This window comes from Pseudoclavibacter sp. RFBB5 (genome assembly GCF_002931555.1).
GTDB lineage: Bacteria > Actinomycetota > Actinomycetes > Actinomycetales > Microbacteriaceae > Pseudoclavibacter.
Genome location: NZ_PSTZ01000007.1, coordinates 524,595 through 546,920 on the forward strand (window position 1 = coordinate 524,595; position 22,326 = coordinate 546,920).

The 22,326-nt window shown below is 67.6% G+C and carries 22 protein-coding genes and 4 tRNA genes; 8 read left to right on the forward strand and 18 right to left on the reverse strand.

Going from position 1 to position 22,326, the window contains the following annotated elements:
• Positions 1-31: 31 nt before the first annotated feature.
• The 13 genes from secF to C5B97_RS10425 all read right to left on the reverse strand — a co-directional run bounded on the left by secF (position 32) and on the right by C5B97_RS10425 (position 12,782).
• Positions 32-1,102: a protein translocase subunit SecF gene (secF, locus tag C5B97_RS10365; RefSeq protein ID WP_104311979.1), complete on the reverse strand. Its 1,071-nt coding sequence runs from the start codon at positions 1,100-1,102 to the stop codon at positions 32-34.
• Positions 1,102-2,865, reverse strand: coding sequence for a protein translocase subunit SecD (gene secD / locus C5B97_RS10370; RefSeq protein ID WP_258068129.1), 1,764 nt, complete (start codon positions 2,863-2,865; stop codon positions 1,102-1,104). Before secD ends, secF begins: the two co-directional genes overlap by 1 nt.
• Positions 2,866-2,923: 58 nt before the next feature.
• Positions 2,924-3,331 carry a preprotein translocase subunit YajC gene (gene yajC, locus C5B97_RS10375; RefSeq protein WP_104311980.1) on the reverse strand — a complete coding sequence of 136 codons (408 nt, stop codon included), beginning with the start codon at positions 3,329-3,331 and terminating at the stop codon, positions 2,924-2,926.
• A gap of 125 nt (positions 3,332-3,456) precedes the next feature.
• The gene (gene ruvB / locus C5B97_RS10380) at positions 3,457-4,491 is read right to left on the reverse strand and encodes a Holliday junction branch migration DNA helicase RuvB (protein WP_104311981.1); all 1,035 of its coding nucleotides are present in this window, start codon (positions 4,489-4,491) and stop codon (positions 3,457-3,459) included.
• A complete protein-coding gene (gene ruvA, locus C5B97_RS10385) occupies positions 4,488-5,111 on the reverse strand; it encodes a Holliday junction branch migration protein RuvA (RefSeq protein WP_104311982.1) in 624 nt (207 codons plus the stop codon). Before ruvA ends, ruvB begins: the two co-directional genes overlap by 4 nt.
• A gap of 4 nt (positions 5,112-5,115) precedes the next feature.
• Complete coding sequence (gene ruvC / locus C5B97_RS10390; protein WP_104311983.1) at positions 5,116-5,745, reverse strand: crossover junction endodeoxyribonuclease RuvC; 630 nt, start codon at positions 5,743-5,745, stop codon at positions 5,116-5,118.
• Positions 5,746-5,750: 5 nt separating this feature from the next.
• The gene (locus C5B97_RS10395; protein WP_104311984.1) at positions 5,751-6,515 is read right to left on the reverse strand and encodes a YebC/PmpR family DNA-binding transcriptional regulator; all 765 of its coding nucleotides are present in this window, start codon (positions 6,513-6,515) and stop codon (positions 5,751-5,753) included.
• Positions 6,516-6,684: 169 nt separating this feature from the next.
• On the reverse strand, positions 6,685-7,989 hold the full coding sequence (locus C5B97_RS10400) for a M18 family aminopeptidase (RefSeq protein ID WP_104311985.1): 1,305 nt from the start codon (positions 7,987-7,989) through the stop codon (positions 6,685-6,687).
• A 45-nt stretch (positions 7,990-8,034) separates the two neighbouring features.
• Positions 8,035-8,631: a pyridoxal 5'-phosphate synthase glutaminase subunit PdxT gene (pdxT, locus tag C5B97_RS10405; protein ID WP_104311986.1), complete on the reverse strand. Its 597-nt coding sequence runs from the start codon at positions 8,629-8,631 to the stop codon at positions 8,035-8,037.
• 7 nt (positions 8,632-8,638) lie between these two features.
• The gene (gene pdxS / locus C5B97_RS10410) at positions 8,639-9,556 is read right to left on the reverse strand and encodes a pyridoxal 5'-phosphate synthase lyase subunit PdxS (RefSeq protein WP_104311987.1); all 918 of its coding nucleotides are present in this window, start codon (positions 9,554-9,556) and stop codon (positions 8,639-8,641) included.
• A gap of 119 nt (positions 9,557-9,675) precedes the next feature.
• Positions 9,676-10,248: an HIT domain-containing protein gene (locus C5B97_RS10415; protein ID WP_104311988.1), complete on the reverse strand. Its 573-nt coding sequence runs from the start codon at positions 10,246-10,248 to the stop codon at positions 9,676-9,678.
• A complete protein-coding gene (gene thrS, locus C5B97_RS10420) occupies positions 10,245-12,167 on the reverse strand; it encodes a threonine--tRNA ligase (protein ID WP_104312581.1) in 1,923 nt (640 codons plus the stop codon). Before thrS ends, C5B97_RS10415 begins: the two co-directional genes overlap by 4 nt.
• 198 nt (positions 12,168-12,365) lie before the next feature.
• Entirely contained in the window at positions 12,366-12,782 is a 417-nt protein-coding gene (locus C5B97_RS10425; RefSeq protein WP_104311989.1) for a hypothetical protein, read from the reverse strand.
• 329 nt (positions 12,783-13,111) lie between these two features.
• On the opposite strand from C5B97_RS10425, the gene C5B97_RS10430 reads away from it, so the two are divergent.
• From C5B97_RS10430 to C5B97_RS10450, 5 genes are all read left to right on the forward strand, one after another.
• Complete coding sequence (locus C5B97_RS10430) at positions 13,112-14,122, forward strand: acyl-CoA desaturase (protein WP_258068132.1); 1,011 nt, start codon at positions 13,112-13,114, stop codon at positions 14,120-14,122.
• A 121-nt stretch (positions 14,123-14,243) separates the two neighbouring features.
• Entirely contained in the window at positions 14,244-15,086 is an 843-nt protein-coding gene (locus tag C5B97_RS10435) for a phosphoribosyltransferase family protein (protein WP_104311990.1), read from the forward strand.
• A gap of 45 nt (positions 15,087-15,131) precedes the next feature.
• Positions 15,132-16,613 carry a nicotinate phosphoribosyltransferase gene (locus tag C5B97_RS10440; protein WP_104311991.1) on the forward strand — a complete coding sequence of 494 codons (1,482 nt, stop codon included), beginning with the start codon at positions 15,132-15,134 and terminating at the stop codon, positions 16,611-16,613.
• A complete protein-coding gene (locus C5B97_RS10445) occupies positions 16,610-17,239 on the forward strand; it encodes an NUDIX hydrolase (protein WP_146080786.1) in 630 nt (209 codons plus the stop codon). The genes C5B97_RS10440 and C5B97_RS10445 overlap by 4 nt, the downstream gene beginning before the upstream one ends.
• Positions 17,240-17,299: 60 nt before the next feature.
• Positions 17,300-17,890, forward strand: a complete 591-nt coding sequence (locus C5B97_RS10450) for an SMI1/KNR4 family protein (protein ID WP_219819795.1) — start codon at positions 17,300-17,302, stop codon at positions 17,888-17,890.
• Here the strand turns inward: C5B97_RS10450 and C5B97_RS10455 are convergent.
• The 4 genes from C5B97_RS10455 to C5B97_RS10470 all read right to left on the reverse strand — a co-directional run bounded on the left by C5B97_RS10455 (position 17,880) and on the right by C5B97_RS10470 (position 19,174).
• Positions 17,880-18,809 (reverse strand): hypothetical protein, encoded by a 930-nt coding sequence (locus C5B97_RS10455; protein ID WP_146080787.1) that lies wholly within the window; start codon positions 18,807-18,809, stop codon positions 17,880-17,882. The two genes, C5B97_RS10450 and C5B97_RS10455, sit on opposite strands and share 11 nt — an antisense overlap.
• Positions 18,810-18,886: 77 nt before the next feature.
• Positions 18,887-18,961: transfer RNA gene (locus C5B97_RS10460), tRNA-Val, on the reverse strand.
• Positions 18,962-18,967: 6 nt separating this feature from the next.
• A tRNA-Cys gene (locus C5B97_RS10465) sits at positions 18,968-19,038 on the reverse strand.
• Positions 19,039-19,102: 64 nt separating this feature from the next.
• Positions 19,103-19,174: transfer RNA gene (locus C5B97_RS10470), tRNA-Gly, on the reverse strand.
• A 331-nt stretch (positions 19,175-19,505) separates the two neighbouring features.
• Between C5B97_RS10470 and C5B97_RS10475 the strand changes: the two genes are divergently transcribed.
• Positions 19,506-19,578 (forward strand) — tRNA-Val (locus tag C5B97_RS10475).
• A 108-nt stretch (positions 19,579-19,686) separates the two neighbouring features.
• On the opposite strand, the gene C5B97_RS10480 is transcribed toward C5B97_RS10475, so the two are convergent.
• Complete coding sequence (locus tag C5B97_RS10480; protein WP_104311994.1) at positions 19,687-20,145, reverse strand: hypothetical protein; 459 nt, start codon at positions 20,143-20,145, stop codon at positions 19,687-19,689.
• 224 nt (positions 20,146-20,369) lie between these two features.
• Between C5B97_RS10480 and C5B97_RS10485 the strand changes: the two genes are divergently transcribed.
• Positions 20,370-21,602 (forward strand): hypothetical protein, encoded by a 1,233-nt coding sequence (locus C5B97_RS10485; protein ID WP_104311995.1) that lies wholly within the window; start codon positions 20,370-20,372, stop codon positions 21,600-21,602.
• A 115-nt stretch (positions 21,603-21,717) separates the two neighbouring features.
• A complete protein-coding gene (locus C5B97_RS10490; protein ID WP_258068134.1) occupies positions 21,718-22,299 on the forward strand; it encodes a hypothetical protein in 582 nt (193 codons plus the stop codon).
• Positions 22,300-22,326: the final 27 nt, after the last annotated feature.

The window sequence follows — 22,326 nt, forward strand, 5'->3', positions numbered from 1 at the left end:
TGATGACAAGTTATCACCGTGCGGACGGTCGTCAGGACGCCGATGCCTTCGACGCCGACTCGGATGCCTCCGGGGTCTCCGCGTCGTCGTCGAGAGCGTCGCCCTCCACGTCGCCGCCATCCTTCTGCGTGCGAGCGCGCGCTGCCAGAATGCGCTTGTCGGTGCGTGCGATCTCCGGCTCTCGCGACCGGAGCGCCGCGTAGAGCGGGCCGGCGACGAAGATCGTCGAGAGTGCCCCGACGAAGATCCCGATGAACAGCGCGAGTGCGATGTCGCGCAGCGTGCCTGCTCCCATGAGGAAGGCGCCGATGAAGAGGATCCCGCCGACCGGGAGGAGCGCGACGACCGACGTGTTGATCGAGCGCACCAGCGTCTGGTTGATCGCGAGGTTGACGAGTTCGCCGAACGTCCTCGAGGACTCCGCGTTGTAGTCCTCGGCGTTCTCGCGGATCTTGTCGAACACCACGACGGTGTCGTACAGCGAGTAGCCGAGGATGGTGAGGAAGCCGATCACGGCCGCCGGGGTGACTTCGACGCCGGTGATGGCGTAGACGCCCGCCGTGACGACGAGGTCGTGGGCGAGGGCGACGAGCGCCGCTATGGACATCTTCCAGGTACGGAAGTACAGCGACATGAGGATGGCGGCGACCGCGACGAAGACCGCGAGGCCGATCACCATCTGCCTGGTGATGTCCTGGCCCCAGGATGGCCCGATCGTCGACAGGTTGACGTCCTCGACGGGAACGGAGTAGGCCTCGGCGAGCTGCGCGCGCAGCTCGGTGTTGGCCTCTTCGGACAGGGAGTCGGTCTGGACTCGGATGCCGCCGTCGCCGAGGACGGCGACCTTGGCCGGCGTGGGCGTGAACTCGGCCGCCGCGGCGATGGCCGGCTCCTGCTCGTCGGTCGCCGGCTGCGAGACGAGGAACTCCGAACCGCCGGTGAACTCGATGCCGAGTTCGAGGCCACCCCGGAGGATCGGGACGAGGATGGAGATGAGGACGGCGATCCCCGCGATGGAGAACCAGATCTTCCGCCTGCCGACGAAGTCGATCGAGCGCTCACCGGTGTACAGGTCGTTGCCGAGCGTCTGGAACTTGCTCATCAGGCCTTCTCCCCCTTGCTTGTCGTCGACGTCTGCTCCGCCGCAGGCGTTCCTGCGCTCACGAGGTCGTCGGCTCCGCCCTTCTTGGCGGCTTCCGCCTTGCGCTCGGCGAGGGTCTGGCGCTTCGTCGCCTCACGCGACGCGCCGCGCTTCTTCTGCTCGGGGGTGCGGAACGTTCCGCGGCCGCGGTAGACGGCGCCGAGCGAGCGCGGGTCGAGGCCGGAGGCCGGGTGGCCGTCTGCGAAGAACGAGGTCCGTGCGAGGAGTCGCATGAGCGGGTGCGTGAAGAGGGTCACGACGATGATGTCGATGATGGTCGTGATGCCGAGGGTCAGCGCGAAGCCGCGCACGTTGCCGACGGCGACGAACAGCAGCACGATCGCGACGAGGAAGTTGACGGCGTCGGACGCGAGGATCGTGCGGATCGCGCGCGTCCACCCGCCTTCGACGGCGGAGACGAGTCCCTTGCCGTCTCTCAGCTCGTCCTTGATGCGCTCGAAGTACACGATGAACGAGTCCGCCGTGATGCCGATGGCGACGATGAGGCCCGCGACACCCGCGAGTGACAGCCGGTACCCCTCTTGGTTGGAGAGGTAGGTGACCACGATGTAGGTCAAGGCCGCGGCGATGACCAGCGAGGCCACGGTCACGAGCCCGAGCGTCCGGTACTGGAAGAGCGAGTAGACCACGACGGCGGCGAGTCCGATGAGGCCCGCGATGAGGCCGTTCACGAGCTGCGAGCTTCCCAGCGTGGCCGAGATGGTGGAGGTGGACTGCGCGACGAAGTTGAACGGCAGCGCACCGAACTTCAGCTGGTCGGCGAGCGCCTTCGCGCTCTCCTCGTTGAAGTTGCCCGAGATCTGCGGCTTGCCGTCGGTGATCGCGGCGTTGGTGGTCGGGGCGACGATGACCTGGTTGTCGAGCGTCACGGCGAACCTGTTCTGGTTCTCCGTGAGGCCGACGAGACGCTCGGTGACGGCAGCGAACTCCTGGGTGCCCTGCGCGTCGAACTCGATGTTCACCGCCCACTGGTTCGTGGTGGCGCCTGTGCTGGTCGTAGTGAGACCGCTCGTGGCGTCGGCGATGCGCTCGCCGGTGACTTCGACGGGTCCGAGGACGTACTTCTCCGTGCCCGTGTCGTCGCACGTGATGAGCGGCTGGGTCGGGTCGATGTCGGCGGCCGGAGCGAGGTCTGCGCAGTTGAACTGCACGAAGTCGACGTACATCTGCTCGGTGACCCAGTTGAGGTCGCTCGCATCGGTCGGCTCGGCGGTCGGCGTCGTCGAGAGCTCCTCCGGCAGCTGGTCTGCAGGGATGGCCTGGGTGTTCGCAGCCTGGTCGGCGACGAGCACGGCGCGGAACTCGAGCTTGGCCGAGTTCTCTATGCGGTCGCGGGTGAGCTGGTCCATCTCGCCGGGCACGGAGACGACGATGTTGCGTCCGCCCTGCGTGGTGATCTCGGCCTCGGAGACACCGGAGGCGTCGATGCGCTGGCGGATGATGGAGACCGCCTGCTGCATCTGCTCAGATGACGGGTCGGCCTGCCCCTCTGGAAGCTGAGCGGCGAGCACAACCTGGGTGCCACCCTCGAGGTCGAGCGCGAGGCGCGGGGTCCACTGACCGCCCTGCGTGGCGACGGCCAGCCAGTTGAGGCCCACGAGGGCAAGGATGAGGATCAGGAGCCACGTGAGCGTGCGCCAGGCGCGCTGGACGATGCCAGCACCCCGACCACGACGCGCCGATGACGTTGTCGACTTCGCCAAGAGAGTTCTGCCTTCTGACCTCAAGACGAGGCCCGTGCGTGAGAGGTGAGGGAGTCGCCTACGCCTTGTTGGTGTTGGGTCCGGACTCGGAGCCGTTGTCGCCGTCGCGGCGGTCTGCGTCCGCGGCGTCGCGGTGCTCGGGCTCCGTGGCGGGGAACTCTTCCACCGTCTCCTCGACGGAGAGCGCGGAGGCGTCGTCCGGGACGGACGGGGTGAGGATGTTCGCGATCGTCATCGAGTGGACGCGGAGGCGCGTGCCGGGCTCGGACTCGATCGTCGTGATGTTGTTGTCCTCGTCGATGTCGACGATGGTGCCGTACACGCCGCTCTGCGTCATGACGTCTGCGCCGATGACGGCGCTGCTGCGCATCTCCTGCTGCTGCTGGGTCCTCTTCTTGTTGCTGCGCCACATGAAGAAGATCATGACGCCGAGGAGGACGAGGGGAAGAAGGAGCGTGAGATCCATATGTGGGTGCCTTTCTGGCAGTCCGTACTACGACTATGCACGCCCGGAACGACGGCAAACGCATCTAGTGTACGTCGCGGTCGTGCGGATGTCGCTCAGCCAGTGATCGAAGGTTGGCGGGAGGACTAGATATCGAGGCGGGGCCCCTGCGGCACGGCGCCGCCCGGCAGCGCCCGGCCGAGGTGCGCGTAGGCCTGCTGCGTGGCGACGCGGCCCCGCTGCGTTCGCGTGACGAGTCCCGTGCGGACGAGGAACGGCTCGACGACGCTCTCGACCGTTTCTGCTTCCTCGCCGACGGAGACGGCGAGCGACTTGACGCCGACCGGTCCCCCGGCGAAGCGATCGATGAGCGCCTGCAGGACGGCCCGGTCGAGCCTGTCGAGGCCAAGCGCATCCACGTCGTAGACGAGCAGCGCGTGCTGCACGGCCTGCTCGTCTGCATCGGTCTCGTGGACCAGCGCGTAGTCGCGGACTCGCCGCAGGAGCCGGTTCGCGATTCGGGGCGTTCCCCGACTGCGGGTCGCGATCTCGGCGAGCGCCGCGTCGTCGACCCGGAGATCGAGGAGGCGAGCCGCGCGCGCGAGGACACGCTCGAGCTCCCCGTCCTCGTAGAACTCGAGGTGGGCGGTGAAGCCGAAGCGGTCTCGGAGCGGGTTCGGCAGGAGTCCGGCGCGGGTGGTGGCGCCGATGACGGTGAAGGGGGCGAGCTCGAGGGGCACGCTGGTCGCCCCGGCCCCCTTGCCAACCATGATGTCGATCCGGAAGTCCTCCATCGCGAGGTAGAGCATCTCCTCGGCGGTGCGCGCCATCCGATGGATCTCGTCGATGAAGAGCAGCTCGCCGGGCACGAGGCTCGAAAGCACGGCCGCGAGGTCGCCGGCATGCTGGAGGGCCGGGCCGCTCGTCAGGCGGATGGGCTGCCCCGTCTCCTCCGCGACGATGAGGGCGAGCGTCGTCTTGCCGAGTCCCGGGGGGCCGGCCAGCAGGATGTGGTCGGGCGTCCGGCTCTGCATGGCCGCTGCCTTGAGCAGGAGCTCGAGCTGCACGCGAACCTTCGCCTGGCCGACGAACTCGGCGAGGTTCGCGGGACGAAGCGCCCCCTCGAAGGCGATCTCCGCCTCTGATTCCGGTGACTCGGGGATGCGCGAGACGTCGGTCACGAGCGGCTCCCCGCGGGTCCGAGGAGCTTCAGCGTCGCGCGCAGCAGCGCAGCGACGTCAGGGTCCTCACCGTCGAGCGCCTTCGCGGCGTCTTCGACCGCGGGAGCCGCCTGGCGTTCCGCGTAGCCGAGGCCGAGCAGCGCCTCGACGACGTCGCGGCGCAGTGCCGCCGAACCGCTCTGGGCGACTGGCTCGCCAGCCGCAGGACTCGGGGAGAGAGCGAGAGCGATCTTGCCGGCGAGGGAGAGGATGATGAGCTTGGCCGTCTTGGGGCCGATGCCGCTCACTGCGGTGAAGGCCTTGACGTCCTCCTCGGCGACGGCGCGTGCGACCTGCTCCGGCTCGAGGTGCGCGAGCACTCCGAGCGCCGACTTCGGTCCGACGCCGGTCACCGTGATGAGGTGCTCGAAGATCTCGAGCTCCTCGGGTCGCTGGAAGCCGTACAGGGTCCACGCGTCCTCGCGCACGACGAGGTGCGTGCGCACCAGCACCTCGGCGTCCAGGCGCAGCTGGAGTGCGTGGGCCGGAGTCACGAAGACCTGGTAGCCGACACCGGCGGCCTCGATCGTGACCGTGGTGGCGGTTCGGTACAGCACCTGGCCGCGGAGGGAAGCAATCACCGGTCTACCGTACGCGGCGGCCGCGAGTTTTCGCGGCACGCTCGGCGGCGAGCCACGCGCTCTGCGCCGCCGTCGGCGCATCAGGCGTGCGCCCGGCAGCTGCTGAGGCTCGCCGGAGCGGGGCCGCCTCGGCAGCGCTGCCCGCGGCGGCTCCCAGCGGGGTCTTCCAGGCCGAGCAGATGGCGAGGGCCAGTGCATCGGCCGCGTCGGCGGGCTTGGGGATGTCGTCCAGGCGCAGGATGCGCTGCACCATCGTGCCCACCTGCTTCTTCTCGGCAGATCCGTAGCCGGTGACTGCCGCCTTCACCTCCGAGGGAGTGTGCAGGGCGGCCGCGATGCCCCGGCGCTCGGCGGCGACGAGCACGACCCCGGAGATCTGGGCGACACCCATGACGCTCGGGAGGTTCTGCTGCGCGAAGACGCGCTCGAGCGCGATGGCATCGGGCGTGTACTCGTCGAGGATCGCCTCGATGCCGTCGGCGAGGAGCCGAAGGCGCCGTGGCAGCTCGTCAGCAGGTGATGACGTGACGACCGAGACGTGCACGAACTCGACCCTCTGTCGCCCGTGCACGTCGACGATGCCGAGGCCGCAGCGGGTGAGACCCGGATCGATGCCCAGGATGCGCCGCGGCACTCGGACTACTCGTCGTCTTCCGAGAGCTGCTGCTGCACCTCTGGGGACACGTCGATGTTGGTGAAGATGTTCTGCACGTCGTCGCTGTCCTCGAGGGCGTCGACGAGGCGGAAGACCTTGCGTGCGGTCTCAGCGTCGGCCTCGACCTTGACGTTCGGGACGAACTCGGCGTCCGCGGAGTCGTAGTCGATGCCGGCGGCCTGCAGGGCCGCGCGTGCGCCGACCATCTCGCTCGCCTCGGTGCGGATCTCGAATACGTGTCCGTGGTCGATGACCTCTTCGGCGCCAGCGTCGAGGACGACCTCGAGGATGTCGTCCTCGGTGGGCGTCTCCTCGTGCGGGACGACGATGACGCCCTTGCGCTCGAAGTTGAAGGCGACCGAGCCCGGGTCTGCCATGTTCCCGCCGTTGCGGCTCATGGCGGTGCGCACCTCGGCGGCTGCGCGGTTCTTGTTGTCGGTCAGACACTCGATGAGGAGCGCGATGCCTCCGGGGCCGTAGCCCTCGTACATGATGGTCGTGTAGTCGATCGATTCGCCGGTCAGACCCGCCCCGCGCTTGACGGCGCGGTTGATGTTGTCGATCGGGACGCTGGTCTTCTTCGCCTTCTGGATCGCGTCGGCCAGCGTGGGGTTTCCTGCGACGTCAGCGCCGCCGATCTTGGCGGCGACCTCGATGTTCTTGATGAGCTTGGCGAACGACTTCGCGCGGCGCGAGTCGATGATGGCCTTCTTGTGCTTCGTCGTCGCCCACTTGGAGTGTCCGGACATGTGTTCTCCGTTGTTCTCGCGCGTCTCGCCGGAGGCGGGCGCCTGCTTCTGATCGTGTGCGCGCCGACACCGTTGCCCAAGAATCGGGACACGACCGGTCGTCGTCGGCGCGCGGTCTGTCCCCAGTTTACTCGTGCTCCTGGGCTGCGCCTGCTCGAGGCGAGCCGGCTTACGCGTGCTCTGGCCAGGCTCCGGCCAGGAAGACCGCCAGTGCGCGTTCGAGGGCTTCGATGTCGGCGATGGCCGCCAGCTCGCGTGCCGAGTGCATGGAGAGGATGGGGATGCCGACGTCGACGGTCGAGATGCCCAGCCTGGTGGCTGAGATCGGGCCGATGGTCGAGCCGCACGGCAGCGCGTTGTTGGAGACGAACGGCTGCACGGCGACGCCCGCGTTCTGGCAGACGCCGTGCCAGAGCGCGCTCCCCCTGGCATCGGTCGCGTACCGCTGGTTGGCGTTCAGCTTGAGGAGCGTGCCTTTTCCCGCGATCGGCCGGGATTCGTCGTCGTGCTTCTCCGGGTAGTTCGGGTGCACGCTGTGGCCGAGGTCGCTGGAGACGAGCCACGAGGCTGCGAGCGCGCGCCGCTGCTGCGCGGGTCCCGCACCGAGTCCCTCCTGGATGCGTGCGAGGACGTCGCCGAGGAAGGGACCTGCCGCCCCGGACCGGCTCGCGGACCCGACTTCTTCGTGATCGAACGCCGCGATGACGGGGATCACGCCGTTCGGGACCGTCTCGACGAGTGCGGTGGTGGCCGCGTGGACGCTGACGAGGTTGTCGAGGCGAGCGCCGGCGAGCAGCGCCTCTCCATGGCCGAAGAGCTGCGCTTCCTGCGCGTCGGCGAGGAAGAGGTCGAAGCCGGCGATCGTCTCCGGATCCACGCCCGCGCTCTCTGCGAGAGCCGCTACGACGCCGCCCGCCGCCTCGAGCCCGAGTACGGGGTGCGTGTGCCGTTGCGGGTCGAGGACAAGACCGCGCTCGTTCACTCCCCTGTCGAGGTGGATGGCGAGCTGCGGGATGCGCGCGATGGGTCCCGAGGCCGCGAGCACCGTCGTGCCGTCGGCGAGCGCGAGACGCCCCGCGACTCGAAGCTCGCGGTCGAGCCAGGAGTTGAGCAGCGGACCGCCGTAGACCTCGACCTCGAGGCGCTGCCAGCCGTGCGCTGACGATTCGGGGGTCGGCTTGACCTTGAACCCGGGCGAGTCCGTGTGCGCTCCGACGATCGCGAACGGCGTCGTCGGAGTGGTGGATTCTGGGACGCGCCAGGCGATGACGGCGCCATCACGCACGACGACGTACCCTCCTGCGTCCTGCGGCCATTCCTCGCGCTCGTCGAGGGTGGTGAAGCCTGCGTCCTCGAGCCGCCTGGCCACCTCAGCCGCCGCATGGAAGGACGACGGCGCGTCGCGGATGAAGGCGGCGAGCGAATCGCTGACCTGCTTGCTCCGCGCGGCTCTGCTCGGTCGGCGTCTCGCCATGTTCGTCTCCTGGCTTCTCTCGAGTCGGGGCGTGAATAGGTCTGGTCAGGCGGCGTGATCGGTGACGCGATCCAGGAAGTACCTGTGGAAGCGCGTTTCGCCGTTCATCTCCGGGTGGAACGAGGTGCCGAGCAGGTTCCCCTGCGACACCGCCACCACGCGGCCGTCCGGCAGCGCGGCCATGATCCGGGCTCGGTCGCCCACCGTCTCCACGACGGGGCCGCGGATGAACGTGGCATGAACCGCTGGCCCGCCCAGTTCGGGAACGTCGAGCTCGGTCTCGAACGACTGGTTCTGCGATCCGAAGGCGTTCCTGCGGACGGCGACGTCGAGCCCGCCGAAGCTCCGCTGCCCGTCGATGGCGTCGAGCACGGTGTCTGCGAGCATGATGAGTCCGGCGCAGGTGCCGAGCACCGGCATCCCTGACGCGATCCGCGTCGTGATGGGCTCGGCGATGTCGAAGATGCGCGAGAGCTTGTCGATGACGCTCGATTCCCCACCGGGGATGACGAGACCGGCGACGGTTTCGAGCTGCGCCGGCGTGCGGACGAGCACGACCTCGGCGCCGAGGTCCGTGAGCACCTGCTGGTGCTCACGGACGTCGCCTTGCAGCGCCAGGACGCCGACCGTGGGAGCTGCCAACGACCTGCTACCAGCCGCGCTCTGCGAGGCGGTGGGGGGCAGCCAGGTCGGAGACGTTGATGCCGACCATGGCCTCGCCGAGCCCGCGCGAGGCTGCCGCGATGACGGCGGGGTCGTCGAACGCGGTGGTCGCCTTGACGATCGCGGCGGCTCGCTGGGCGGGGTTGCCGGACTTGAAGATGCCTGAGCCGACGAAGACGCCGTCGGCACCGAGCTGCATCATCATGGCCGCGTCGGCGGGCGTCGCGACGCCTCCGGCGGTGAAGAGCACGACGGGCAGCTTGCCGGTCTCAGCGATCTCGCGCACCAGCTCGTACGGCGCCTGCAGCTCCTTGGCCGCGACGTAGAGCTCGTCACGCGTCATCGAGGTGAGGGCCGCGACCTCGCCGCGGATCTTTCGGATGTGCTTGGTCGCCTCGGAGACGTCTCCCGTGCCGGCCTCGCCCTTGGAGCGGATCATCGCGGCACCCTCGTTGATGCGACGCAGGGCCTCGCCGAGGTTCGTGGCGCCGCAGACGAAGGGCGTCGTGAACTGCCACTTGTCGATGTGGTTCACGTAGTCAGCAGGGCTCAGCACCTCGGACTCGTCGATGTAGTCGACGTCGAGGGCCTGCAGCACCTGTGCCTCGACGAAGTGCCCGATGCGGGCCTTCGCCATGACGGGGATGGAGACCTCGGCGATGATGCTCTCGATGAGGTCCGGGTCGCTCATGCGCGCGACGCCGCCCTGTGCGCGGATGTCCGCAGGAACGCGCTCGAGCGCCATGACGGCGACGGCGCCAGCGTCCTCGGCGATGCGAGCCTGCTCGGCGGTGACGACGTCCATGATCACGCCGCCCTTGAGCATCTCGGCAAGTCCGCGCTTGACGCGGTTGGAGCCGACGGTTCCGTCGGCGCCGACAGAGGTGGCAGTGCGTTCGCTCATGATGTCCTTAGTCTCCGCGCGCAGTCAGTGCGAGGCGGTTCGGGTGTGAAGTGTGCTCAAGTGTAGACGCGGCGCGGTCGACGCATGGTTGGGCGACTGCCCAATGAAAACGCTGGATGTCAGTCCCGCGGCCAAGCGTCCGCGAGAGCCTGCCTGGTCTCTCCGAGGAGCGATGGGAACGCCTTCGTCTTGGCGATGATCGGGAAGAAGTTGGCGTCGAACTGCCACCGCGGCACGATGTGCTGGTGCAGGTGCCCGGCGATCCCAGCCCCGGCCAGTCGGCCCTGGTTCATGCCGATGTTGAAGCCGTCCACGTTCGAGACCTCACGCAGCACGCGCATCGCGGTCTGCGTGAGGTGTGCTATCTCGAGCACCTCGTCCTCCGTGGCCTCGTCGTACATCGCGACGTGGCGGTACGGGCAGACGAGCAGGTGGCCGGAGTTGTACGGGTACAGGTTCATGACCACGAACGCGTGCTCGCCCCTGGCCACGATGAGCGACTTCTCGTCGTCCATCGTGGGCCCGACGCAGAACGGGCAGGCGTCCGCGGCCGGGTCCTGCCCGTCCTGGATGTACGCCATCCGGTGCGGCGTCCAGAGCCGCTGGAACGAGTCGGGCACCCCGGCGAAGTCGGTGGAGCGCTCGATCTCGAGACCATCCAGCTCGCCGTCCGGGAACCCGAGGGCGCTCATGCCAGGTCTTCTGCCGTGTTCACGAGCAGGTGCTCGTCGACAGCCCCGCGGACGAGACGGATCGCGTCCTCGATCGGGACGCCGTTGCGCTGCGTGCCGTCGCGGAACCGGAAGGAGACCGTCTTGGCGGCGCGGTCGTCCTCGCCGGCGATGAGCTGGAACGGCACCTTCGCCTTGGTGTGGTTGCGGATCTTCTTGGGCATGCGGTCATCTGAGGCGTCGAGCTCCGCGCGGACGCCGTGTGAACGCAGCTCGTCGACGATGCCCTGCAGGTAGTCCCCGTACTGCTCGGCGACAGGGATGGCGACGAGCTGGACCGGCGAGAGCCAGACCGGGAACGCACCGGCGTAGTGCTCGACGAGCACGCCGAAGAAGCGCTCGATGGACCCGAAGAGCGCTCGGTGGATCATGACGGGCCGCTGACGCGTGCCGTCGGGGGCCGCGTACTCCATGTCGAAGAGCTCGGGGAGATTGAAGTCGAGCTGGATGGTCGACATCTGCCAGGTGCGACCGATGGCGTCGCGGGCCTGCACCGAGATCTTGGGCCCGTAGAAGGCCGCTCCGCCCGGATCGGGGACCAGGTCGAGCCCCGACGCCGTCGCGACCTCCTCGAGCGTGCGAGTCGCTTCCTCCCAGGTCGCGTCGTCTCCGACGAACTTCTCCGGGTTCTTCGTCGACAGCTCGAGGTAGAAGTCGTCGAGGCCGTAGTCCTTGAGGAGCGAGAGCACGAATTCGAGCGTCCTCGACAGCTCGTCGCGCATCTGCTCACGCGTGCAGTAGATGTGCGCATCGTCCTGCGTGAAACCGCGGGCACGGGTCAAGCCGTGCACGACCCCGGACTTCTCCATGCGGTAGACGGTGCCGAACTCGAACATGCGCAACGGCAGCTCGCGGTACGAGTGCGCGCCCTGGTTGTAGATCAGGTTGTGCATTGGGCAGTTCATGGGCTTCAGGTAGTAGTCCTGGCCCTGCTTCGTGACGTTGCCCGCCTCGTCGACCTCCTCGTCGATGCGCATCGGCGGGTACATGCCGTCGCGGTACCAGTCGAGGTGGCCCGAGATCTCGTAGAGGCGCCCCTTCGTGATGTGCGGGGTCGAGACGAAGCTGTAGCCCTCCTGCACGTGGCGCTTGCGGGAGTGCTCCTCCATCTCGAGCTTGATGATGCCGCCCTTGGGGTGGAAGACCGGAAGCCCGGAGCCGAGCTCGTCGGGGAAGCTGAACAGGTCGAGCTCGCGGCCGAGGCGACGGTGGTCGCGCTTCATGGCCTCCTCGATGCGCTCCTTGTAGGCGCGCAGCTCGTCCTTCGTCGGCCACGCGGTGCCGTAGATGCGCTGCAGCTGAGGGTTCTTCTCTGATCCGCGCCAGTAGGCGGCGGCGGAGCGGAGGATGGCGAAGCCGTTGCTGAGCATGCGAGTCGACGGCACGTGCGGGCCTCGGCAGAGGTCCTTCCAGTAGACCTCGCCGGTCTTCGGGTCGACGTTGTCGTAGATCGTCAGCTCACCGGCCCCGACCTCGACGGACTCGTTGTCCGCGTTCGCGCCGGACCCCTTGATGCTGATGAGCTCGAGCTTGTACGGCTCGTTCGCGAGTTCCGCTCGCGCCTCGTCGTCGGTGACGACGCGTCGCACGAAGCGCTGGCCCTGACGCTGGATGCGCTGGGCTTCCTTCTCGATGGCCTTGAGGTCCTCCGGCGTGAACGGGGTCTCGACGTCGAAGTCGTAGTAGAAGCCGTCGGTGATGGGGGGACCGATACCGAGCTTGGCGTCCGGGTTGATCTTCTGCACGGCCTGCGCGATGACGTGCGCGGCGGAGTGGCGGAGGATGCTCAGCCCCTCTTCGCTGTCAATCGTGACCGGCTCTGCGACTGCGCCCTCCGGTACCTCGCGGGCGAGGTCCACGAGCTCCCCGTCCAGCTTCATCGCGACGACGGAGCGGTCGGTGAAGAGCTCGAATCCGGTGGTCGTCGCGCCGCCGGCATCGCTCTGGCGGGGTTCGGTCTCGAGGTCAACGGGATCGCTGGTCACGATGCTCCTTGTCGTTAGGCATGATCAAGCGACCACTTTATCGCGGCACCGGCTCACGCCGAGCACCGGTCGACGCGCGACGAACGAGTTCCCCTACTTCGCGGGACGGTTTCCCTTGGCGGTGAAGGTGCCGATGTCCTCGGGCTCGTCCGAACTCGCTGATGTCGTCGTGGGCCGCTTCGAGTTCCCGGCAGGGTCCGTGCCCTCGTCACGAGCGGAACTCTTCTTCTCTGAGGCGGCCGTGCCGTCTCTGCCGAGCGTGTCCACGAGGCTGTTCAAGGCGAGGAGCGCGAGTCGGATCTTCTGATGGTGTCGCCCGTCCGTCTTCACGTCGAGCTTCTCGGCAAGCTTCACCGCCTGCTCCTTGATGACGCTCTCGCGACCCGTGACGACCTTCTTGAGCCCCGTTTGCACGGCCTGCACGCGCGCTCCCGAGTTCGCGGAGTCGCGCACTCGACCGCCCCTCGGCTCGCCCGTGTTCGCACCTGCGCTGCTGCCCGTCGAAGACATGGTTCCTCCAAGTGCGCCGCTCGGCGCGATCCGTGATGGGAACAAGATACGCCGGGTCGAGATACATCGCGTGTGAAGACGCTGGGTGACGCGACGCGTGCAGATACACAGCCAAGAAGGCGGCACATCCGGCTAGCCTGAAGTCAGCGATCGGCGGACTGCCTTTGGCGTACGAACAACCGAAGGTTGCCGACCGAGGGGATCCTCACATCACGACTTCATCTTCTGCGCTCCCCCAGGCCTCAGGCCCGCTTCAGGGTCTCGGTCGCGTCCGAACCACGAAGCCCCGCACACCGGGAGCGAAGTCCGTCACGCAGAGCTACAGCGCAGTGTCGAAGGTCATCCGTGAGATGGGCCTACTCAAGCGCACTCGCTGGTTCTACGGAATGCTGGCTGCCGGCCTCATCGTCGCCCTGGGTGGCGCGATCACCGGCTTCATCCTGCTCGGCGACAGCTGGTTCCAGCTGCTCATCGCCGCGGCGCTCGGCATCATCTTCACGCAGTTCGCGTTCATCGCGCACGAGGCCTCGCACCGACAGGTGCTCGAGTCCGGCCCGGGCAACGACCGCCTCGGTCGCTTCCTCGCGGCGGGCGTCGTCGGCATGAGCTACAGCTGGTGGATGACGAAGCATACGAAGCACCACGTGAACCCGAACAAGATGGGCAAAGACCCTGACATCGACTTCGACACGATCTCGTTCACCGAGGAAGACGCCCGGAAGCAGACCGGTCTCCTCGCACTGATCACGCGCAAGCAGGGCTACCTCTTCTTCCCGCTGCTCACCTTCGAGGGCTACAACCTCCACTTCCGCTCGATCAAGTCGCTCTTCACGCGACAGCCGATCAAGGGTCGCTGGGTCGAGTTCACCATGATCGCAGTGCGCTTCGCGATCTACTTCGGCGCCATCTTCTGGCTCCTGCCCGTCGGCATGGCCTTCGCGTTCGTCGCCGTGCAGATGGCCGTCTTCGGCGTCTACATGGGCGCCTCCTTCGCGCCGAATCACAAGGGCATGCCGATCATCCCGGCAGACGTCAAGATGGACTTCTTCAGCAAGCAGGTGCTCACGTCCCGCAATGTCAGCGGTGGCTGGTGGGCCAGCGCGCTCATGGGCGGTCTCAACTACCAAGTCGAGCACCACCTCTTCCCAAGCATGCCGCGTCCGCACCTCGCTCGAGCTCGCGAGATCATCCGCGAGCACTGCCAGAACCTCGAGGTGCCGTACACCGAGACGACGCTCATCAAGTCGTACGGCATCGTGATCGAGTACCTGAACCGCGTCGGCCTGCAGGCACGCGATCCGTTCGACTGCCCGCTCGTCAATCAGTTCCGTCGCGTGTGACCTGACCCCACACGTGCTCGAAGGCCCATCCGGATCATCCGGGTGGGCCTTCTTCGTGTCCCTCCCAGGTCACTCGCCGACATCTATTCGTAAATCTACGAATAGGGCGTATGCTCGAGTCATGAGCATCCACTTCCAAGCACAGATGCCTTCCGGCTGGAAGGCCACGAGCGCCATCCGCACCATGCGCTTCCCGGGCGGCGAGGTCTCCCTCGTCGTGCCCGACTCCCTTGAGGAGGTGCCGGCCTACGCCACCGTGACCGGTGCTGACCCGTCGGACCTCGTTGCCCTCGGGATGTGGGCCGACTACACCCACGGGCTCGGGCACCGCGCCGTCGCCCTCCTCCCGTACCTGCCCGCGGCCCGGGCCGACCGCGGCGTGCCGTTCGGCGCGAGGGTCTACGCCGAGCTCATCAACAGCTTCCGGCTCGACCAGGTGATCGTCTTCGACCCCCACTCCCGAGTCGCGCCGGCGCTGATCGACAACGTCAAGGTGATCGGCTCCGCACCGTACATCCGTCGTGCCACGATCGGTCGTGTCGGCGACACCCACGACTTCACGGGCGTCATCGCGCCGGACGCGGGCGCCGTCACCCGTGCGCAGGCTGCGGCCGACGCGTTGCATCTTCCGCTCTTCCGTGCACAGAAGCACCGCGACTTCGCCACGGGCAGACTCTCCGGCTTCAGCTGCGAGCAGCTGCCGGAGCACGGACGACTGCTTGTGGTCGACGACATCTGCGACGGCGGCGGCACGTTCAGAGGACTTGCAGAGGCGACGGGCCTGAATCGCGAGCGGCTCTCCCTCTTTGTGAGCCACGGCGTGTTCTCCGGGGATGCGCCTGCCCTGCGCCAGCACTTTGCCGAGATCATCACCACCGATTCGCACCCCGGTTCCGCTCGCAAAGGTGTGGCGACCAAGGTGCTCTCGATTCGTAACATCCTTGCCCCCTTCGTCGAGCGCTGAGCAGCGCGACGACGACCTCGACCACGCCACCAGAAAGGCACGACCATGGACTTCACGGCAATCGCTCCCCTCTTCCAGACGGACGCGTACAAGCTCGGCCACCTGCAGCAGTACGGACTCGCGGGGAACGTCACGGGCGTCTACTCCAACTACACGAACCGCGGATCCCGCATCGCCGACATCGGGGCCGTCGTGCACTTCGGGCTGCAGGCGTTCCTCGAGCGCTACGCTGACTCGTTCCGCGTCTTCTTCGACGCCGACGAGGACGAGGTCTGCGCGGCCTACGAGGCGCGACTCGCGCGCATCCTCGGCCCGAACACGATCGGGAGCGCGCACGTCCGCGCACTGCACCGGCTCGGGTTCCTCCCCTTGCGGTTCTGCGCCGTGCCGGAAGGCACTGCGGTGCCGCTGCGCATCCCGAGCTTCACGATCGAGAACACGCACCCCGACTTCTTCTGGCTGACGAACTACGTCGAGACGGTCCTGAGCGCGGAGATCTGGCAGGCCTCGACCACGGCGACGCTCGCCAGGGCGATGCGCGAGACCCTCGAGGTAGCAGCGGCCAGGACGGGCACCCCGGCCGCAGCCGTCGACTGGCAGGGACACGACTTCTCCTACCGCGGCATGTCCTCCAACGAGACTGCGGCGATGAGCGGCGCAGCGCACCTGCTGAGCTTCACGGGAACCGACTCCCTCGTGTCCATCGACTGGATCGAACGCCACTACGGCGGCGAGTTCGTCGCCGGCAGCGTGCCGGCGACCGAGCACTCCGTGATGTGCGCCGGGATCGCCACGGTGGGTGAGCGTGAGCTGTTCGAGCGGCTCCTGCACCTGTACCCGAGTGGCATCGTCTCCGTGGTCTCCGACACGTTCGACCTCTGGCGCGTCCTCACCGAGTACCTGCCCGCCCTCAAGCAGGAGGTGCTCGCGCGTGACGGCAAGCTCGTCATCCGGCCGGACTCCGGTGACCCCGTCGACATCCTGTGCGGAGTCGAGGACGAGGGCCGGGACGTCGGCACGGCCGAGCGGAAGGGGGTCATCGAGCTCCTCTGGGACACGTTCGGCGGCACCGTGAATGCCGCGGGCTTCCGGGAGCTCGACCCGCACATCGGCGCGATCTACGGCGATTCCATCACCCGCGAGCGTGCTGTGCGCATCACGGGGCGACTCGCGGCGAAGGGCTTCGCATCTGGAAACGTCGTCTTCGGCATGGGAAGCTTCGGGTACCAGTACCAGACCAGGGACACGTTCATGTCCGCGATCAAGGCGACGTGGATTCGAGTCGATGGTCGCGGCGTCGACATCCGGAAGGATCCAGTGACCGACAGCGGAACGAAGAAGAGCGCCACGGGGCGACTCGCCGTCGTCCGAGACGCAGACGCTCGGATGCGCCTCATCGAGCGCGCCACGCCCGCGGAGGAGGCCGAGTCCCTCCTGCAGACCGTGTGGGAGGACGGGGCGTTCGTTCGCCGTCACACGTTCTCCGACGTTCGCGCGGTGCTGGCCGCACAGACGGTGCTGCGTTGAGCGAAGCGTACGATCAGCCGCTCGTCGCGATGGATGCACTGCCCGTGCGATATCGCGACGAGCGGCTGGAGTTCGGTCTGGCGGTGCGACAGTACGACCCGCATGCGGGCGTCGAGGCCCTTCCGGGGGTGCTCCTGCTTGCGGGCGAGCACGGGCCGGGCCCAGTGCTGCGTGCCATGCGCACGAAAGCCGGTATCCCGGAACCCGAGGTGCGGTTCACCCGCCAGCTCGGCTGGTTCGACGGCACCATGCGCGACCCACGCAGTGCGACGATCTCCCTCGCGAGTCTCGTGTTCCTCGAACCGGGTACCCGTGCCGGTGAACTGGTCTGGCATCCGCTCGACGACGCGCCGCGCCTGCCCTTCGACCACACGGTGATCGTAGAGGCGGCGCGTGTGAGGCTCGGTGAGATCCTCTGGCGGGACTGGGATGTCACGCGAGCGCTGCTCGGCGAGAAGTTCACCTCTGGCACCGCCCTCGCGCTGGGCGCAGCGCTGGAATCGGAGCCGTACGATCGCCCGAACTTCCGACGCTGGCTCGAGGGAACCGGTGTCGTGCGGGTCACCACCGACACGACGGGCGTCAAGCTCAGGGGCCGCACGACAGTGTGGGAGTGGAGCGACTGAGTCATTCCCCGGAAGAACCGGGCACCTTGCAGGTCCACACACGAAGAGAGGATTGGGCTCATGGCCGAGATGCCGCACATCGCAGAGGCCTGGGAGACGATCGAGCGCGTCCTGCGCCGTCGCGTCCCCGCCGTCGCTGACACGTTGCGTCCCGGCGCAGACGACGCTTCGCTTGACCAGCTTGCAGGCGCAGTCGGTGACCTGCCAGACGAACTGGTGGCGAGCCTGCGCATTCATGACGGGCAGGACAACCCGACGCAGCTCCTCGATCTCTTCGACTACCTGACCTTCCTGAGCATCGAGGCAATGCTCGAAGATCACCGCGTGCGGTCCGAAGCGCTCGGCGACGATGTGGGCTCGACGGAGTACTCGTGGATGTCTCCGGATCGGGTGCGAGCGATTCCGAACAGCAGCGGCTGGCTCCGCTTCACGGATTCTGACGGGACGGGTCACGCCGTGGACCTCGATCCGCTCCCCGCAGGCCAACGTGGGCAGGTCATCTGGCTGCCGATCGACGGACCGACTCCTGCTCCGATCGCAGTCTCCTACGGGGCCTGGTTGACGAGTCTGGCCCGCCGCCTCGACGACGGGGAATTCACCGTCGATGGCGAACTCGGCGTTCTCCGACTCGAACGGGACCTCACGGCGTGAGCGCTCGGCGATCCCGGCCGCCGTTGTGGGCCCTCGCCTGACTCCGTTCGAAGACCCAGACGGCCTTCGTGTCCGGGAACCAGGGCGTCCCGTCCTCCTCGAGGACAGTCCAGCCCGCGAGGTGCTGTCGATACCCGGGCTGGATCCACGTCTCCCTGTGCCGGAGCGACAGCTCCGGGTCCATGGCCAGAACCGCGTGTGGGAGTTCGTCGAGCTCGAACTGGCAGTACTGCTCCTGGGCCTCTCTCGGCAGCGACCCCTTACCCCAGCTGACCGTGAGGAGCGCCTCCGTGACAGCACGCGCTGTCGCCATGAACGTGTGGGGGCCGCGTGCGGTGAAGTCCGCGAGCTCGGGCACTGGGACCTGCTCCCGGTAGGCGCCGAGCAGATCGTCCCCATCCCGTCCCGGGGTGACGAGCGTCAGCGGCCGGTCCGGGTTGCTCGGCATGACGAAGTCGCGGATGATCAGCACCCCGTCAGGGGCGAGCGCCGTCCCGATGACGGCGAGGTTCGCTAGCGCAGCCTGTCGACCGTGCTCTGGTCCCCGCGGGTTGTACGAGGCGATCTCGTGCAGCACCGAGCTCATGACGATGCCGTCGAGGTCGCGCAACCCGAGTTCCGAAAGCTGCTCGGCGGTCCCTGACCGCACCGTAATGCCGGGGATAGCACGCAAGTGGGCGACCGCGTCGGCGGAGTCGTCGAGCGCTATGACGTCGTCGACGTCAGGAAGTGCTGCGATCCTGGCCGCCAGCTCTCCCCCGCCGGCGCCGATGTCGAGAATGCGTCCACCGCGAAGCCAGTGGGTGAGCTCGGTCTTCTCGTCGACGGCGGCCGCCATGCGCCGGAAGTAGCGTTCCTCGAGTCTCGAGCGCTGACTGCCTGCGGCTGCGGAGCGTGTCGTATTCCTCGCGGATGTCATGGTGAGGATCCTCCGCTTGTTCGGCAGTGACGGCGGACACGAAGAAGGCCCCTGAAATTCAGGGGCCTTCTTCTCAATGGTGGGCGATACTGGGATCGAACCAGTGACCTCTTCCGTGTCAGGGAAGCGCGCTACCGCTGCGCCAATCGCCCATTGCGAGGTGACGACGGGATTCGAACCCGTGTGGACGGCTTTGCAGGCCGCTGCCTCGCCTCTCGGCCACGTCACCGTGTTGTGGGTTGAAACCCGTGCAAACTCCGTTTGGTGTTTACCACCAGACTGAGTCACACTCGAGCGGATGACGAGATTCGAACTCGCGACCCTCACCTTGGCAAGGTGATGCGCTACCACTGCGCCACATCCGCATCGCGCTTGTCTCGGGAACTTCCGTTCCGGCTTGACCAGCGCGAGAATGACTCTATAGGAACTCGAGCCGCGATACAAAATCCACCGGTGTAATTCGCCGAAAGTCCTGGTCAGAACGGCAAGCCGCGGCGGGCGTCTTGGGTCTCCTGCACGAGGGGCTGGTGCGAACAGTCGCCGGAGGGTGCCGTTCGAGGCGCTGCAAGCGCGTCCGCAGTCCCGGGGCGTGCACGACTGACTCGTGCACGTGGACGACACGGCGACACGGTTCGGCACTTCAGTGCCGCGTGCTCATCCCCCGCCGGATTCTGTGGCATGATTAGTCCTCGTCGCGGGTGATTGGCGCAGTTGGTAGCGCGCTTCCTTCACACGGAAGAGGTCGTGGGTTCGAGTCCCGCATCACCCACCGCGAGAAACCCCGGTCGTCGAGACATCAAGTCTCGTCCGCCGGGGTTTCTGTCTTTCTCGCGATTGCTCCTCGGAACGGCACGGACCCACTGTGGTCCGGCCGCCCTCAGAAGTTGACCGCGAAGACGGTCAGCACCGTGACGACGACGACGACCGCGATGCCCGTGCCGCAGCCGATGGCGGCGATAGCGCCGTAACCGAGGCGTGAGACGCGCGCGCCGGACTGGCGTGCCGCGTCCAGGAACTGCGGTCCGCCGCCGGCGCTCCAGGAAGACGCGGCCGAGATCTGATTCCGGAGGGCGCCGACATCCGCTGCGGCGCCAGCCATCGGACGGTCGAGGACTGCGGCGACTGCGCCTGCGGTGGTGTACCCGAGTGCGCGGTTCACGGCACCAGGGTCGGCGAGCAGCGGGTACTTCACTCCCCCGACGGCGAGATGGATGCTCTGCGCCCTCGACGTCACCGTGGCCTGGGATGCAGGTGCGCGGACGACGACGGTCCACCCTTCTGGCGCGAGGGCCCACAACGTCATCCAGCCGTCGCCGATCTCGGCAGTGGCGGGCACATAGCCTCCTCCGCCGCTGACTCCGAGTGCACCCGAGAAGGTCGCGTGAGGAAAGTGATTGGGATACGTCACGCTCACATGCTATGCGGCACTGGTCTCGGGCGCGGCCGGGCCGGTGGGACGGGCGACAGTCGCTGTGACGCGAGCGATCGACGGGTCCACTGCGGGTTCCTCGGCTCCGGTCGGCTCTAAACTCGGCATCAGGGCCGACGACGAGGAGAGCAATGGCGAACGTGGGATGGGACCGGGATCGGGCAGCGGCGCGAGCCGCGGGAACGCCACCGCACGTCCTGACCAACATCGCCATGCGCCGCCCCGATCTCCGCGCGGACATCGCCGCGAACCCGGGCGCCACGCCCGAGCTGATCCGATGGATGAACGGGGTCAGCGGGCCAGGCAAGCCGCAGCCGCAGCCGCAGCCGACGCATACTCCAACGCGTCCCGGGTACGGGCCCCGCCCAACGCATCCGGGGCTCGCCGCTGCCCCCTACTCCCCCGGTCAAGGCGCGTACCCGCCGCGTGCAGGCCTGGCCGCCGCCCCGTACGCCCCCGGTCCAAGCCCATACCCGCCGCGCAGGAAAGGCAAGGCGGGGTACTGGTTCGCCGGTTGCGGCTGCCTGGTCGTGGTCGCGTTCATGGGCCTGTTCGCGTTCGCCGGCCTTGGCGCGATCCTCGGCTTGAGCGACGCGGCAACGACCCCGAGCCCCTCTGTCGAAGCAGCCCCGGTCGATACCGGCGCCGCGGACCTCGCCGATCACATCGCGCTGTACGAGCAGGAGCGGACGAAGATCGATGAGCTCTCGACAGCGCTCGAGGCAAACCCAGTCAAGCCCCTCGTGGCCCTCTTCGACTGGATGGAGGACCAGGACGCCAAGATGACGGACCCGAACCTCACCGCGTACTCGGCGGAACTCCTCGCCGACCAGATGAGCACCTTCCGCGCGGACCTGGAACAGAGCATCACCGACGCCCAGACGCGCCGCACGAACGCGAGCGCGTCCGTGAGCGAAGGCCTCATCGACGCCGCCGGGAACGGGTTCATCGACGTCCAGTACGACGCGGCCACCGCCTGCGGCACCCACGAGAACGCAGACCAGGGCTACCAGACTGTCGGATGCGTCAAGGGCGGCAGCCCCCTCATCGTGCACCTCCTCCCCGATGCCGAGCGCACCGAGTGGCATGCCAAGATGACCACCGTCCACGAGCTCGCGCACGTGTACCAACGCGCAGACGACGTCAGATACCCGGACGACGACGGCGGCTACCAGGCCCTCCTCGCGCAGGGGTTGTTCCAGGGCAGCGAGGAGGTCATGGCCGACTGCTACGCCTTGACGTATCTCAACGAGTGGACGCTGAGCGACGGCGTCAAGGAGACCGGCTACGGCTACGTCTGCGGCGACAGCGAGCGCCAGGCGATCCGCGACTGGGCAGCCGGCATGAACGCGCCAGTCGGGTGACTCGGGAGGCGAGCTTCCTGAGGTCCGTGCCGCCAGCAGCCGGAGTTCGAGCGCACCGGACGTTCCGTAGGGTGGGGCCATGGGGTTCCAACCGCTTCGCTCGAGGTCACGCGACTTGTCGGTCTGGTTCGCGACGCGACCGGAGGTGTTCGTGTCTGAGAGATCGCCGCGCAAGACGGTGTTCTGGCTGGCCTCAGCTGTCGCCGCCGGCCTCGTCGCGCTGCTCGTTTACCTCAACCCGACAGCCACCGTCGAATTGCTGGGCGGGCGAGTGCGGAGCGGTCAGGCGGTTGCCGGTGCGTTTGTTCTCCCCCCGCTAGCCTTCGTCGCCTGTATCGTCCTGACGTTTCTCGTCGCCCGCCGGTGGCGCGTGCGCGGCGGCGGTGTTCTCAAGAACCCGGTGATCCTCGGGGTGAGGGCCGGGTTTCCCCTCGAGAACGTCCTTACGGCATTGGAGGTGGGAAGCGCTCGCCGCGGACCGGCGATCGAGGGGCTCGCCGCAGCGCGGCTCGCGAACGGTGATGACCGCCTGCTGACGATCTGGTCGTCAGAGCGCGACCACGTCATGGTCATCGCGATCCTCCGGGTCGATGGGAACGCCGTCTGGATTGACTCGGAACCGGTCATGCTCGCACCCGACTCGTACTTCGACGCCGAAGCGTACGACCGCGAGGCGCGTCGACTCCGGGATCATTGACGTTCGGCATGCTCAGCAGGCGCTGAC

Bases quoted from the DNA above. Each gene is read 5' to 3' on its own strand.
- secF (WP_104311979.1), bottom strand. From the start codon at position 1,102: ATGAGCAAGTTCCAGACGCTCGGCAACGACCTGTACACCGGTGAGCGC.
- yajC (WP_104311980.1), bottom strand. From the start codon at position 3,331: ATGGATCTCACGCTCCTTCTTCCCCTCGTCCTCCTCGGCGTCATGATC.
- C5B97_RS10395 (WP_104311984.1), bottom strand. From the start codon at position 6,515: ATGTCCGGACACTCCAAGTGGGCGACGACGAAGCACAAGAAGGCCATC.
- C5B97_RS10400 (WP_104311985.1), bottom strand. From the start codon at position 7,989: ATGGCGAGACGCCGACCGAGCAGAGCCGCGCGGAGCAAGCAGGTCAGC.
- pdxS (WP_104311987.1), bottom strand. From the start codon at position 9,556: ATGAGCGAACGCACTGCCACCTCTGTCGGCGCCGACGGAACCGTCGGC.
- C5B97_RS10415 (WP_104311988.1), bottom strand. From the start codon at position 10,248: ATGAGCGCCCTCGGGTTCCCGGACGGCGAGCTGGATGGTCTCGAGATC.
- thrS (WP_104312581.1), bottom strand. From the start codon at position 12,167: ATGAAGCTGGACGGGGAGCTCGTGGACCTCGCCCGCGAGGTACCGGAG.
- C5B97_RS10425 (WP_104311989.1), bottom strand. From the start codon at position 12,782: ATGTCTTCGACGGGCAGCAGCGCAGGTGCGAACACGGGCGAGCCGAGG.
- C5B97_RS10435 (WP_104311990.1), top strand. From the start codon at position 14,244: ATGAGCATCCACTTCCAAGCACAGATGCCTTCCGGCTGGAAGGCCACG.
- C5B97_RS10440 (WP_104311991.1), top strand. From the start codon at position 15,132: ATGGACTTCACGGCAATCGCTCCCCTCTTCCAGACGGACGCGTACAAG.
- C5B97_RS10450 (WP_219819795.1), top strand. From the start codon at position 17,300: ATGGCCGAGATGCCGCACATCGCAGAGGCCTGGGAGACGATCGAGCGC.
- C5B97_RS10455 (WP_146080787.1), bottom strand. From the start codon at position 18,809: ATGACATCCGCGAGGAATACGACACGCTCCGCAGCCGCAGGCAGTCAG.
- C5B97_RS10485 (WP_104311995.1), top strand. From the start codon at position 20,370: ATGGCGAACGTGGGATGGGACCGGGATCGGGCAGCGGCGCGAGCCGCG.